The organism is Pseudomonadota bacterium (genome assembly GCA_013285465.1).
Lineage (GTDB): Bacteria > Pseudomonadota > Alphaproteobacteria > Micavibrionales > CSBR16-224 > CSBR16-224.
The window spans coordinates 756,262-769,640 of the sequence record CP053449.1; the positions used below are offsets into that span (position 1 = coordinate 756,262).

Sequence of the window (13,379 nt, forward strand, 5' to 3'; positions counted from 1 at the left end):
AAAATCTTTAAGACGGATCTTCGCGCTTGCCCATGCGTTTCATGCGTTCACCCAGTTGATTTGCCATGTCGTTTAGACAATCTGCGGCATTGGGTGTCAGGCCGAAATCGATTTCCAGCTGTCTTTGAATATGCGCAGGGGCTTCTTCGCCGGGGCCCCATTCGATAATTTCGCCATAATCCTTGATATTGCAGAATGCGTCATTCTGCGCGGCGACAAAGGCATCGTATTTTTCCATCGGCACCATCAGATAAGCCCAGTAATCCTCGTCGTCGATGGTGACACTCACATGCATGATAAAACCGGCATGGTCATCATCAGCGGCGATATGCCGCATCAGATCCTGTGGCGCATCGCCGGTATCGTGGTCATCATCCATGAGGGCTTCTTTCTAAATGATTTAAGAATTCTGGACGCGGTGCATCCACCAGCTGCCCTGATTGATCGAGAAAATCGGTTTATAGCGCGTGACGTTGTTGATATTGCGCATGGCCTTATCCTGATTGTCCAGAACATAGCTTTGGCCGTTTTCCGCATAAACGATCAGAACCGCATGCGGAATGTTTTTGATCTTGTCATGCACAATGGCAATACGCAACCGCTCCGCCGGTACGCCGAGGGCGCGCAGGGAGGCATATTTGGCAATTGCGAAGTCTTCACAATCGCCGCCGCGGCTGAAAAACTCGACGGGGGTGGCCCAATGGTCGGTCTGTCCCCAGTTTTTGGCATCGGTGATATATTGCACCTTATTGATATAGTTGTTCACGGCGGCAATTTTGTCTGCCGTGCTCAGATGACGGATGCGTGACAGCTCGGCCTTCCATAATTGCAGGCGCGGTGCGGTTGCGCCGGAATGTGCGGTGAGCTGTTTTTCAAAACGGTCCAGCATTTTCGTCCATTTTGTAAAAGCGGCCGTGTTGTCGGAACGGATTTCCGTTGTGCCGAACAGGGACGGATACTGTAAAGCTGCGGCTTTATTAAAGGGCGTGGCCGTGGTGGCAGAGGCCAGAACAATCTGTCCGCTTTGTGCCTGACCCGATCCGGCACGCGCTGCGCTGGGTACAGCCGTTGCGCCCATCATAAATGTCAAACCATAGGCGCTGACGCGCACACACCACTGTTCCGCCAGTTTACGGTACAGCATGGCGGCGGTAATGGCGCCGCTTTTGATCAAGACTTTACCCAAAGGCTCACGGGTACGCGCCTGCATTGCCAGTGCGCTTTCCAATTGCTCTGTCGTAATCATACCGGAGGAGACCAGAAGATCACCCAGACGATTCTTTTTCAGGTGCAGGGCAACGGTGTGAAAAAATCCGGTTCTTGCACGCTTCTCTTCCGTCATTGTGATATTTTGATATGTGTCGCTCATATTTCCCCCACCGAAAGCCCCGTCTTCTGCCTTTTCTGCGGAACTTCGGAACGCTCTTAGGTCTGTGTTCTTACAGCTCTATTAGACCACAAAAGATTTAACAAAATATGAAAACTAACAAAGGCTTGAGATTGCGGCAAAAATCTGCTATGAAAAATACTAATCCCGTGTGATAACGATAAAAAGGCGGACGACATGGTTGATATGACGGCGTATTTCGAGAGCTTTCGTCAGGTGCGGATTCTGTGCATCGGCGACATTATGCTGGACCATTTTATGTATGGCTCTGTGGCGCGTATTTCCCCCGAAGCACCGATTCCCGTTTTAAAACTGGAGCGCGAAACCCAAATGCTGGGCGGCGTTGGTAATGTTGTGGCGAATTTGGCCGCATTGGGCGTGAAAACCTCCGTTGTCGCGACGGTCGGTCAGGATATGGCTGCGGAACAGATTCGCGCCAAATTGCAGGATATTCGCGTCAGCGATGGCGGTCTTGTCACGGATGCGGAGCGTCCGACCAGCGTGAAAACACGGTATCTGTCAGGCGGCCAGCAGCTTTTGCGTACGGATCGCGAAAAAACCGGCGCTTTGTCCGGTGAAAGCCGCAGCCGCTTTTACGAAGCCGTTGATGCCGCGATTATGGATGCCGATATCGTTGTACTCTCCGATTACGGCAAAGGCACGATTGATGCCGATCTGTGCCACTATGTCGTCTCGCGCGGCAAACGCGTGATTGTTGACCCGAAAGGGCGCGATTACAGCTGTTATAAAGGCGCGTTTCTGGTGACGCCGAACCGTACGGAACTGGCCGACGCCTCCGATATGGCGACCGGCACGGATGAAGAAGTCACCGCAGCGGCAAAATCCCTGATGGAGCTGACAGGCGTTGAAAATATTCTGGCCACACGCAGTAAAGACGGTATGAGCATCGTCTATGGTGCCGCCGCGAAAAAAGACCCCGTTCATATCAAAACCAGCGTGCGTGAAGTCTATGACGTTTCCGGCGCGGGTGATACGGTCGTTGCCGTGATGGCGGCGATGCTGGCCACAGGTGCGGAGCTTGAGGCCGCGGCATCTGTTGCCAATGTTGCAGGGGGAATCGTTGTCGGCAAAATCGGTACGGCAACGGTCACGGTTCCCGATATCAAAAAACAGATCGACAATACACGTAACACAGGCGGCGTGACCCGCGAAGAAGCGCTGGAACAGGTTGAACGCTGGCGTGCAAACGGGCTGACAGTCGGTTTCACAAACGGCTGTTTTGATCTGCTGCATCCGGGGCATATTTCCCTGCTGGAACAGGCGCGCGCACGTTGTGACCGTCTGATTGTCGGGTTGAACACTGATGCCTCCGTCCGCCGTCTGAAAGGCGAGACCCGTCCGATCCAGAATGAAACGGCACGCACCACAGTCTTGCAGGCACTGGCCGCTGTTGATATGGTGGTATTGTTTGACGAGGACACGCCGGAACAGTTGATCAAGGATATTTCCCCCAATCTGCTCGTCAAAGGGGCGGATTACACGATCGAAAATGTTGTCGGCGCGGCACATGTGATGTCCTATGGCGGCGAGGTTTATCTTGCCGAACTGACAGAAGGGCAAAGCACAACCGGAATGGTCGGCCGTATGGTGGCCTAAATTCCGGCTTTAAGCAGGAGAAAACTTATGGTCAGACCGTCCGGTCGTCAAAATGACGAATTACGCCGCATCAGTCTTGAAACGCAGAATGTTACAAAACATGCCGAAGGTGCCTGTCTGGTAAAATTCGGTGATACGCATGTGCTTTGCACGGCAACGGTCGAAGACCGCCTGCCGCCCTGGCTGAAAGGGCAAGGCAAGGGCTGGGTCACGGCGGAATACGGTATGCTGCCCCGTTCGACGAGCACGCGTATGGCGCGGGAAGCGGCGCGTGGTAAGCAATCGGGCCGCACACAGGAAATTCAGCGTTTGATCGGACGCGCCTTGCGCGCTGTGGTCGATCTGAAAAAAATGCCCGATGTGCAGATCACACTTGATTGCGACGTTATTCAAGCCGATGGCGGCACGCGCACGGCGGCGATTACAGGTGCCTATGTCGCCCTTAATCAGGCCATCACACATCTTTTGTCCATCGGCGCGTTAAAAGAAACGCCGCTGATTGATTCCGTTGCCGCGATTTCCTGCGGGCTGTATCAGGGGCAGGCGGTTCTGGATCTTGACTATGCGGAAGACAGTGCCGCCGAAGCGGATGCGAATTTCGTGCTGACCGGAAAGGGCGGTATCGTTGAAATTCAGGCCACGGCGGAGGAAACGGCTTTCTCTCATGCCCGTTTTCAGGATTTGTTCGGTCTGGCTGACAAAGGCGTTGCCGCACTGACAAAGCTGCAGCATGAGGCGTTGAAAGAGGCGGCACGCAGCGCAGCCTGACCTGTCATTCAAATATATTTTCATTTTTTCAAAAAGGCCGCTGCTTCAACTGCGCGGTGCTGTGTTATAATGTCATCTGAACGAAACAGGAAGACAGCGACAAACAGGCGATGGACCCGGCTTATTACCAGTTAGCGATAGAATGGCTGCTTACAAAAGCCGATGCGATTATCGTGCTGTGTATTTATGCGCTCGGCTTTTACGTGTTATCGCTGTTTCTGGCGGAACCGACCCAGTCGACGAAAGAAGAAAATTTCAGCAAGGTGCATTCCGACCGCAGCATGTTTTATAAAGAGTTCAATCTGGAAATCGGCTATTTCCTGATTAATCTGTTCGTGACCAGCCTGTTTATCACATTTATTACCGCGACATTGGCGCTGATTGTGCTGCCGGCCATTGCGCCGCACCGCATTTTTGCCGTCGAGCTTGAAAGCTGGCCCTATGAAATACAATTTGCGCTCGGCCTGCTGATGGCGGATATCGCCTTTTTCATTCCGCATTGGCTTGTTCACCGTTTTATGTGGCGGTTTCATGCCATCCATCATGCGGCGAAAGAATTACGCTGGCTGACCAGCATCCGCCTGCATCCCGTTGATGCCATCATGTTTTCCGCCTGCGGCTATGTCATTTCCTATTTCATCGGTTTTGACGGTCATGCGGTGTTGCTGGCGATTACCGTCCATAATATCTATAATTTCTTTGTGCATACGAATATCAATCTCGCCTATCCGGCGCCTGTCCGCTATATCTTTGTCAGCCCCAATTACCACCGCTGGCATCATGCGACGGATAAGGCGGCGGTGAACAAGAATATTGCGACCATGTTTTCCTTTCTGGATTTGATCTGCGGCAGTTATTATCACCCCGAAGGCAAATTGCCGAAATCATACGGTATTGCCCGTTCTTCTCCCGAAAGTGCGCTGCCAAAAACTTTCTGGGCGCAGATTTTCTATCCGTTCCGCATCAGAAAAAAATCCGCCGCCAAAAAGACAAAACAGAATTAACTTGACCGCGGGCGGGGCGGTATTTCAGTATAGCTCTTTAAAGAAAGAGCAGGAGAGACAGCATGGACACGATACGGCACGGCATATCTTCCGAGGATTACCGTCTGGAAGACAGTCTGGTGATTGCCACGCATAATCACGGCAAATTGCGTGAAATCCGCGATTTGATCGGTGCGCGTATTCCCGATATTCAGGCGGCGGGTGATCTCGGCCTTGATGATCCGGAGGAAACCGGCACAACATTCGAGGAAAATGCGGCGCTGAAAGCATTGGCGGCGGCAAAGGCGACAGGGCTGCCCGCACTGGCCGATGACAGCGGGTTAGAGGTTCAGGCACTGGGCGGCGATCCCGGTATCTATTCGGCACGCTGGGCGGAAAATGAAAACGGCAGCCGCGATTTTGATTACGGCATGCGCCTGATCTGGGAAAAACTGAAAGATGAACAAAACCACCGCGCCCGCTTTATCAGCGTGCTGGCGCTGGCCTTTCCCGACGGGCAGGTCTTTTATACCGAAGGCACGGTCGAAGGCGAGATCGTCTGGCCGCCGCGCGGTAAAAACGGTTTCGGCTATGACCCGATTTTCCAGCCCGATGGCGAAGCCCGCACATTCGGCGAAATGGACGCCGATGAAAAACACAGCTTAAGCCACCGCGCCAAAGCCTTAAGAGAATTTGCTGCGCGATGGTGCCACAGTTAAACACAGCCCCTGCACGGGGCTTTCCCGCGCCCGGTTTCGGTATCTATATCCATTGGCCGTTTTGTCTGGCGAAATGCCCGTATTGCGACTTTAACTCCCATGTGCAGGATGATGTCGATCACAGCCGCTGGCGCAAGGCGCTGGTGCGGGAGCTTGCCTATTACGCGGAAACGCTGCCCAAAAAACAAACAGTCACATCAATCTTTTTCGGTGGTGGTACCCCCTCGCTGATGGTGCCGGAAACTGTCGCGGCGGTGATTGAGGCCGTGCGGGAATATTTTCCTGTCGCTGATGATGTTGAAATTACGCTGGAGGCCAATCCGACCTCTGCCGAGGCGGCGCGTTTTCAAGGCTATGCGGCGGCAGGGGTGAACCGTGTCTCGCTCGGTGTGCAGTCGCTGCGCGATGCGGAGCTGCAATTCCTTGGCCGCCAGCACAGCGCAAAAGAGGCATTGGCGGCGCTTGATCTGGCACGGCAGCATTTCACGCGCAGCTCTTTTGACCTCATCTATGCCCGCCCCGGACAGACAGTACAGGATTGGCGCGCCGAACTGGATGAAGCCCTCTCCCATGCGGGCGGGCATCTCTCGCTCTATCAACTGACCATTGAAAAAGGCACACCTTTTTATACGCTCTATCAGCGCGGAGAAATGCCGATCCCCGAAGAGGAGGAAGCGGCGGTGCTGTATGAAGAAACGCGCGAACAGGCGGCAAAACACGGCTATGATGCCTATGAAGTCTCGAATTACGCTGTCAAAGGACAGGAATCGCGCCATAACCTTGTCTATTGGCGTTACGGTGATTATCTCGGCATCGGCCCCGGCGCACATGGTCGCGTGACGCGGGAGGGCGGCAAATACGCCACCCGTGCCCACCGCGCTCCGGCCATCTGGCTTGACCGTGTCGAAAAACACGGCCACGGCGCACATGATGAGGAATTACTCGCTCCTGCCGATCGCGCAGCGGAAATGCTGCTGATGGGGCTGCGCCTTGCCGAACCGCTCTCGCTCGCCCGTCTGGAGGCGGAATCTGGCGGCGCAGAGGTGCTGAACAGGGAAGGTCTCGCCCGTATGCAGGAAACCGGCCTTATCAGTGTCACGAATGATGCATTGCAAAGCACGGAAGCAGGCCGTCAGCGCCTTGAATATGTCCTGTCCCGCATTGTGCTGTAATCTGTATTTATGCTTTACAGATATTCCGCGCTGTGATAGAAATTGCGCTGACTATATGTTTATTAAACCGCAAAACTCTTGAAAGGGGTGAGGACAATCGTCCAGGTAATCGTACGTGATAACAATGTTGACCAGGCTTTAAAAGTACTGAAAAAGAAAATGCAACGCGAAGGCGTTTTTCGGGAAATGAAACTGCGTAGACATCACGAAAAACCGTCGGAAAAACGCGCACGCGAAAAAGATGAAGCAGTGCGCCGCTTCCGCAAATTGGAACGTAAACGCGAAGATCGCGACTAAGGTCCAAATTTTGGTTAAAAGATAAAAGAGCGCTAGGGTTTGACCGGCGCTTTTTTACATTCAGCTTGAAGGAGCCTGCCCATGAAAATGCTGACACTGGAAGACATCCGCGAAATTCTGCTGCACCATCAGGAACAGCCCAAAGCACCGGAGGAGCTGATTGCCGCCATGCTGCGCTTTCTGTCCTCCGCCCGCCATACGGAAGAGCGCGGGCTGGTTGTCATTCTCGATGTGCCGGAAAACGCGCCGCGCAGTGAAATGGGCGCTTTGCAAAAAGACGCACAGGCATTCCTGACGCAGATACTGCCTGATCTGCCGCGTGTCTCCGTGGTGCTGACGGCAGAGCGCAAGGCAGGTAACGGCAATGACCAGCACGGTCACAGTCACGGCAAAAAGCCGGATCAGACCAAACTGAATCTCCCGGATATCCGCCATATCATCGCTATTTCTTCAGGCAAGGGCGGCGTCGGAAAATCCGCCGTCGCGAATAATCTGGCTGCGGCGCTGGCGCGTCAGGGCTATGCGGTTGGCTTGCTGGATGCCGATATTCACGGCCCGTCACAGCCGCATATGATGGGTACGCAGGATGCCCGCGCCGTTTTAGGGGAAGACCGTAAAATCGTTCCGCAAGAGGCGCATGGCGTCAAAACCATGTCCATCGGTTATCTGCTTGAAAAACAGGGGCCTGTCGTCTGGCGCGGGCCGATGGTACAACGCGCTTTGCTGCAAATGCTCAGCGATGTGGCATGGGGCAAACTGGATGTGCTGGTGCTGGATATGCCGCCCGGCACGGGGGATATTCCGCTGACCCTGTCGCAAAAAGTGCCGCTGACAGGGGCAATTGTGGTCTCCACGCCGCAGGATATTGCGTTGCTGGACGCGATGAAAGGGCTGGAAATGTTCCAGAAACTGGATGTTCCCGTTCTTGGCCTGATCGAGAATATGAGCATGTTCTCCTGCCCGCATTGTGGCGAGGAAACGCATCTTTTCGGTCATGGCGGCGCAAAGCGCGAGGCGGAAAAACGCGGCTTGCCGCTGCTGGGCGAAATTCCGCTCAGCCTTGAAATCCGCGAGGCCGCAGATGGCGGGCGCATTGCCGAAGGCGACAGCCGCAAGGTCTTTGAAGCCGTGGCACAGCGCCTGAGCGATATTCTGGAGCTGGAAGAGTCCGCGAAAAAAGCCGTTTAAGGAGAAAAAAATGTCCACCGGACAAGACAAATATCCCGCATGGAAAAAAGCCGAATGGGCCACGCCCGATGCGGCCTATAGTGCTGCTACGGAGAATAACACCGCACTTTTAAAGGCGCTGGCGGCCTGTGATGCGTTGCTGGATAAACCGAATGACATCGGCTGGACACCGCTGATGTATGCCGTGCATAACGGCGCGAAAGAGGCGGTCGCGGTGCTGCTGGAAACAGGCGTTAATCCCGATCAGGGCAAATATGGTGACGGTGATGACACACCGCTGATGTTGGCGGCGGAAAGCGGCTGCACCGATCTGATGGAAATGCTGATTGCGGCGGGCGCGACATTGGATAAAACCAACAGCTATGGTGTGACGGCATTGATGACGGCGGCGCATTGGCGCGAGGCTGAAGCGGCAAAAATGCTGCTGGAAAACGGCGCAAAGCCCAATATTCAGGATAAAGAAGGCGATACTGCGCTGACGGTTGCCGCCGATAATTCCGGCGATAAAGTCGCGCTGGTACTGCTGCAAAAAGGTGCCGACCCGTCCATCAAAAACAAAAAAGGCCAAAATGCGCAAATGCTGGCGGAAAAACGCGCCAATTTCCATGACGGCGCAAGGATGATTCTAAAACATTTGAAAGGTACCAGCCGCGAAATGAAACAACGCGGCTTGCGCAGCTATCTCCGCAACCGCCGCCCGTCTACGGGATTGTAACCATCTAGTTTTCGTCTTTGTTGCTGAGGACGGGAGCTGTTTGCGCTTTTTTCTTTTCGATGGGGCTGCAGCTGTCCTGCTGGTACTTTTTTCCATCCCATTTCCAAATGCACCATTCATTGGGTTTCGTTTCTAGACCCAGATCTTTCATGTTGTTTGTCTTGTTTTTGTAAACACGTATTTGAGCGCGCATAAGAGGTGGGCCATCTATTTTTGTGTAGTCGCCATGATCGTTCTTCAAAAAAATGAGTATTTGTTCGGCTTTTCCCGAAAACGGCTCTTCAAAATAAAGCGGCAGTTTATCGCATACGTCACAAGGCTCTGATATATATGACAGGGTGTCCAGTTTGCCATCACCGTTCAGGTCAGCGTTTACAATGCCTATATTGGGCCAATAATACTCTTCACCTTCTTTGATGTCTGTAAGTGGTCTGTATTTGCTGAGATCGACATAATGATCCAGAATAAATTTTCTTTCTTTGGAGCAGCATCCTTGGTCGAATCTGTAATGGTCGGCTGTTTCATCGGAAGTACGAGAGGGACAGTTATACATTCTACTCAAGGCATTGGGGAAAGCGACATATGATGCCTTTCCTCTGTTTCTGGTATTATGCTCGTCAAGCCATGCAACGTAATCTTCCGCCATATCACGAAAATCATCGCGCTGATCTGTGACGGTACAGATGCGTCTGTAAAGGTCACCAATAACTTTGGAAATTTTCTTCCCTTCTTCATTTTTAGGAGGTATGTACCATACCATGTTTAGCACAGTAGCAATATAGGATTGTATGCTGGCATAACATACGGTTTTGGCAAATTCGTCATCTGACATATGGGTTTCGATGACATTCTTACAGCTTTGATAGACAGCGTAGCCGTTTCTTTCGCCGTTGAGATCTTTATCGTCAAGCGCATGGGCATATTGCGGTGTAATTGCAATAAGTACGAATAGACTGCAAATGTTGAAAAATCTTCTCATCGCAATTTCCTGTATAATATAGATGGCGCGTTATATGTTTCATATTAAATGCGTAAGGCGGGTGACAAAAAATTAGGCGCTGCGGCGCTCCCATGTCACGAAACTGTAATCGGCGGTATCGCCTTCTTCCGCGCTGCAATGCTCGCGGCGGGTTTCCTGCCATTCTTCCTTGAGGAAGGCGGGGAAGAAGGTGTCACCGTCTTCAACCGTGCAGTGAATTTCCGTCAGATGAATAATATCAGCCGTGGGCAGCGATAATTTGTAAATCTCCGCGCCGCCGCCGATGCAGATTTCATCTACGCCCATCTCCTCTGCCAGCTGGGCGGCATGATTCAAAGCATCGTCATAGCTGTGATGAATACTGACATCGGGATGGTCATATTGATAATCCCGCCGCGTCGTGACCACAATATTCGGACGCCCCGGCAAAGGCTGCGTGCCGCCGTTTTTTAGCGATTCAAAGGTCTTGCGCCCCATAATCAGCGGCTTACCGATTGTGGCCTCTTTGAAAAAACGGAAATCGCCTTTCGCGCGCCACGGAATATCATTGGCGCGTCCGATAACGCGGTTTTCCGACATGGCGGCGACCAGCGAAATCTTGTAGCCTTTATGCATCATACCGCCACCTTACCGGCAATATGCGGATCAAAGCGGTAATCACGCAGGGTGAAGTCTTCAAATTTAAAGCTGAAAATATCCTTCACATCCGGGTTGATGATCATTTGCGGCAGCGGCTTTGGCACACGCGTCAGCTGCTCTTCCACCTGCTGGATATGGTTCTCATAGATATGCACATCACCAAAGCTGTGGACAAATTCTCCAGGCTCCAGACCTGTGACATGGGCGATCATCATTGTCAAAAGCGCGTATGAAGCAATATTGAACGGCACGCCGAGGAAAACATCGGCACTGCGCTGATACAGCTGGCAGGATAGCTTGCCGTTCAGCACGTAAAACTGGAACAGACAGTGACAGGGCGGCAGTGCCATATTTTCGACCTCGCCCGGATTCCATGCCGACACAATCAGACGGCGGCTGTCAGGGTTGTTTTTGATCTGGTCAATCAGATGGGTAATCTGGTCAACCGTGTCGCCGCCTGCCGTTTTCCATGACCGCCATTGCGCACCGTAAACAGGACCCAGATTGCCGTTTTCATCCGCCCATTCATCCCAGATACGCACACCGTGTTCTTTCAAATAGGCGATATTGGTGTCGCCGTTCAGAAACCAGAGCAGCTCGTGAATAATAGAGCGCAAATGCATTTTTTTGGTGGTGACAAGCGGAAAGCCCTCGGATAAATCATAGCGGCACTGATAACCGAAAGTACTGATCGTATCGGTATCCGTCCGGTTTTCGCGGCGTTCGCCTTTTTCCAGCACATGTTTCATCAGGTCAAGATATTGCTTCATGGCGGGCCTCCCTTAATTTTGTTCTCGATGATCTTTTTTTGTTTTGATGCGGCGGGCGCGAATCTCCTGCCTGCTTTCATTATAGCGAAAGCAGCCGGAAGCTGATAGAGCAGGCAGGTTATTTTAAAGATTGCAGGTAAGCCACCAAGGCGGCACGGTCTTCCGGTTTTTTCACGCCGCGGTAATTCATCTTGGTACCGGAGAGTGTTTTCTTCGGATTCCACAGGAAGGCGTTCAGGCTTTCCACATCCCATTTGCCGCCATGCGCCTTCATAGCATCGGAATAGGCAAAGCCGCCAATACTGGCAACAGAACGTCCGGCAACGCCCCATAAAGGCGGGCCCTGACGGGATTCGCCGCCTTGGTCCATCGTATGGCAGGCCATGCAGGCGCGGGAGAGTTTTTTGCCGCGCTCGATATCGGCGGAGGCCATCAGATCGGCAATGGATTCCGGGCCGGTTTCAACAGGGGCGCCGTCATGTCCGCCGCCGGCACCGTCTTCGGCGGCTTCAATCTCGTAAGCGGCTTCTTCGAGTTCATGCGGGTGCATGGCAAGCTGGGAGATAAACCCGCCGAGCATTGCGATAATGCCGGCAACCAGAAGAGCTGCGAAAATCTTGTTGGTTTCCATGTTCATGGCCGTGTTCTCTTACTCTTGTTATTGTTCTTGTTTTTATCGTCGCGTTTTTTATTTTAAACATCCGTTCACAGAATGCCAGCGCACTTTATAATATTTAGACCGCTTTTTTCTGGTCGGCCAGCGGTTGTGCAAATTTCAGCTCGACATCCCAGGGGAAGTGAATCCATGTATCCTGACTGACCTCCATAATAAAAGTATCAACCGTCGGCAGGCCTTCGGGCTTGGCATAGATGGTCGCAATATGCGCTTTCGGCATTAATTCGCGGGCGATTTTTGCTGTTTTTCCGGTATCGGCCAGATCATCAATAATCAGCCATCCTTCACCGTCTCCGGCCAGATCCGCTTTTTTCAGGATATTGGCATCCCCCTGATCTTTATGGTCATAGCTGGCGACACACAGGGTTTCAATCAGGCGGACATCAAGCTCGCGGGCGATAATGGCAGCGGGAACAAGACCGCCGCGGGTAATAGCAATCACGCCTTTCCAGTCACCATGCTGTTCCAATAAACGCCAGGCCAGAACTTTGGAATGACGGTGAAATTCTTCCCATGAAATCGGCAGATCTTTTGCTTCGGACATTTTATGCACACCTTTGAAGACTCGTTGAAAATCCTTTGAGAAATGTATATCGGAGTTTTTCCGGTATGACAAGATAGAGGCCGGAATTTTATCGGCTTTAAAATGCTTTTCCCAGCACCAGTTTAAAGCTGTGATCCGGCGCGGCGCGGGAGATTCCGGCACGGTAACCGATTTCATATTCAAGACTGTTCCGGATAAGCTTGCCTTTTAAGACAGGGCCGAATGTGTGATTCTGGCTTGACCAGCCGCCATGGAGTCTGTTGAGCCGCCCAAAGACATTAAAAGTTTCAAAGCCGAAACGGTGACGTTCTGCAAAAGGGTAGGTGAGCTGCATTTCCGTATTCAGGCTAATCCCTGTCCGTTGCATTTGTCCGGTATCGCGGTTGAAAATCTGGTTGAAGCGCAGCTCCCATTTTTTGAGAGGTGCGCGTGTATAAAGCCGGAAAGACAGGCGGTCAGGCTTTTTATCACCATCGCGGTAGCTGTAATTCACTCTGGTGCCGAAATCAAAGCCGTGATCGGCGCGTTTTAACAGATGAAAACGGTTTTCGATCGTCCAATCTTCAGCTTCCATATTGCCGTTTTTGCGTTTATCGGTCGAAAAGGAAATTCGTCCCGCATAAATATCGTTAAAACCGTGATCAATCTGGATGCGTGACCGTACACGGCCATCTGCGGATGACCTGTTATTATCTTTGCTGAAGCCGGTGCGCGCCTCGATTTTTGTCTGTCCTTTTTTAACGTTCGGACTGCCGACGACGGTAATACTGGCCTGAGCCTGACGCAACGGCGTCAGGACAAGCAGAAAAATCGCGATAATATGTGGAAATCTTTTCACCCTCATCCCCTCATATGTTGCGGCGAGTATAACAGTTGCCAAAGCTTTTTCAACGGAGCACATATTGACATAAAAATAATGCTATGG

Annotated in this window: 16 protein-coding genes; 8 read left to right on the forward strand and 8 right to left on the reverse strand. The window is 52.3% G+C overall.

The features are described 5' to 3' along the window. Positions 1–7: 7 nt before the first annotated feature. Together HND56_03690 and HND56_03695 are read right to left on the reverse strand one after the other, a co-directional pair. Positions 8–379: a hypothetical protein gene (locus HND56_03690; protein QKK04845.1), complete on the reverse strand. Its 372-nt coding sequence runs from the start codon at positions 377–379 to the stop codon at positions 8–10. Between the two features lie 21 nt (positions 380–400). Beyond that, positions 401–1,369, reverse strand: a complete 969-nt coding sequence (locus HND56_03695) for a hypothetical protein (protein ID QKK04846.1) — start codon at positions 1,367–1,369, stop codon at positions 401–403. Positions 1,370–1,564: 195 nt separating this feature from the next. Here HND56_03695 and rfaE1 point away from each other — a divergent pair, with 195 nt between their 5' ends. From rfaE1 to HND56_03735, 8 genes are all read left to right on the forward strand, one after another. Beyond that, the gene (gene rfaE1 / locus HND56_03700) at positions 1,565–3,004 is read left to right on the forward strand and encodes a D-glycero-beta-D-manno-heptose-7-phosphate kinase (GenBank protein QKK04847.1); all 1,440 of its coding nucleotides are present in this window, start codon (positions 1,565–1,567) and stop codon (positions 3,002–3,004) included. 27 nt (positions 3,005–3,031) lie between these two features. Continuing rightward, positions 3,032–3,772: a ribonuclease PH gene (gene rph / locus HND56_03705; protein ID QKK04848.1), complete on the forward strand. Its 741-nt coding sequence runs from the start codon at positions 3,032–3,034 to the stop codon at positions 3,770–3,772. 110 nt (positions 3,773–3,882) lie between these two features. After that, complete coding sequence (locus HND56_03710) at positions 3,883–4,776, forward strand: sterol desaturase family protein (protein QKK04849.1); 894 nt, start codon at positions 3,883–3,885, stop codon at positions 4,774–4,776. Positions 4,777–4,838: 62 nt separating this feature from the next. After that, positions 4,839–5,474 (forward strand): RdgB/HAM1 family non-canonical purine NTP pyrophosphatase, encoded by a 636-nt coding sequence (gene rdgB / locus HND56_03715; GenBank protein ID QKK04850.1) that lies wholly within the window; start codon positions 4,839–4,841, stop codon positions 5,472–5,474. Continuing rightward, a complete protein-coding gene (locus HND56_03720) occupies positions 5,459–6,646 on the forward strand; it encodes a coproporphyrinogen III oxidase (GenBank protein ID QKK04851.1) in 1,188 nt (395 codons plus the stop codon). Before rdgB ends, HND56_03720 begins: the two co-directional genes overlap by 16 nt. 96 nt (positions 6,647–6,742) lie before the next feature. Next, positions 6,743–6,943: a 30S ribosomal protein S21 gene (locus HND56_03725; GenBank protein ID QKK06543.1), complete on the forward strand. Its 201-nt coding sequence runs from the start codon at positions 6,743–6,745 to the stop codon at positions 6,941–6,943. An 81-nt stretch (positions 6,944–7,024) separates the two neighbouring features. Then, positions 7,025–8,131: an Mrp/NBP35 family ATP-binding protein gene (locus HND56_03730; GenBank protein QKK04852.1), complete on the forward strand. Its 1,107-nt coding sequence runs from the start codon at positions 7,025–7,027 to the stop codon at positions 8,129–8,131. A 10-nt stretch (positions 8,132–8,141) separates the two neighbouring features. After that, positions 8,142–8,846: an ankyrin repeat domain-containing protein gene (locus HND56_03735; GenBank protein ID QKK04853.1), complete on the forward strand. Its 705-nt coding sequence runs from the start codon at positions 8,142–8,144 to the stop codon at positions 8,844–8,846. A gap of 4 nt (positions 8,847–8,850) precedes the next feature. Here the strand turns inward: HND56_03735 and HND56_03740 are convergent, their stop codons facing one another. From HND56_03740 to HND56_03765, 6 genes are all read right to left on the reverse strand, one after another. Then, complete coding sequence (locus HND56_03740; protein QKK04854.1) at positions 8,851–9,825, reverse strand: hypothetical protein; 975 nt, start codon at positions 9,823–9,825, stop codon at positions 8,851–8,853. 72 nt (positions 9,826–9,897) lie between these two features. Further along, entirely contained in the window at positions 9,898–10,440 is a 543-nt protein-coding gene (locus HND56_03745; GenBank protein ID QKK06544.1) for a dihydrofolate reductase, read from the reverse strand. Beyond that, a complete protein-coding gene (locus HND56_03750) occupies positions 10,440–11,234 on the reverse strand; it encodes a thymidylate synthase (protein ID QKK04855.1) in 795 nt (264 codons plus the stop codon). The genes HND56_03745 and HND56_03750 overlap by 1 nt, the downstream gene beginning before the upstream one ends. Before the next feature lie 118 nt (positions 11,235–11,352). After that, on the reverse strand, positions 11,353–11,871 hold the full coding sequence (locus tag HND56_03755; protein QKK04856.1) for a cytochrome c family protein: 519 nt from the start codon (positions 11,869–11,871) through the stop codon (positions 11,353–11,355). Between the two features lie 97 nt (positions 11,872–11,968). Further along, positions 11,969–12,454, reverse strand: coding sequence for a xanthine phosphoribosyltransferase (gene gpt, locus HND56_03760; GenBank protein ID QKK04857.1), 486 nt, complete (start codon positions 12,452–12,454; stop codon positions 11,969–11,971). 97 nt (positions 12,455–12,551) lie between these two features. Continuing rightward, complete coding sequence (locus tag HND56_03765) at positions 12,552–13,292, reverse strand: hypothetical protein (GenBank protein ID QKK04858.1); 741 nt, start codon at positions 13,290–13,292, stop codon at positions 12,552–12,554. Between the last annotated feature and the right edge of the window lie 87 nt (positions 13,293–13,379).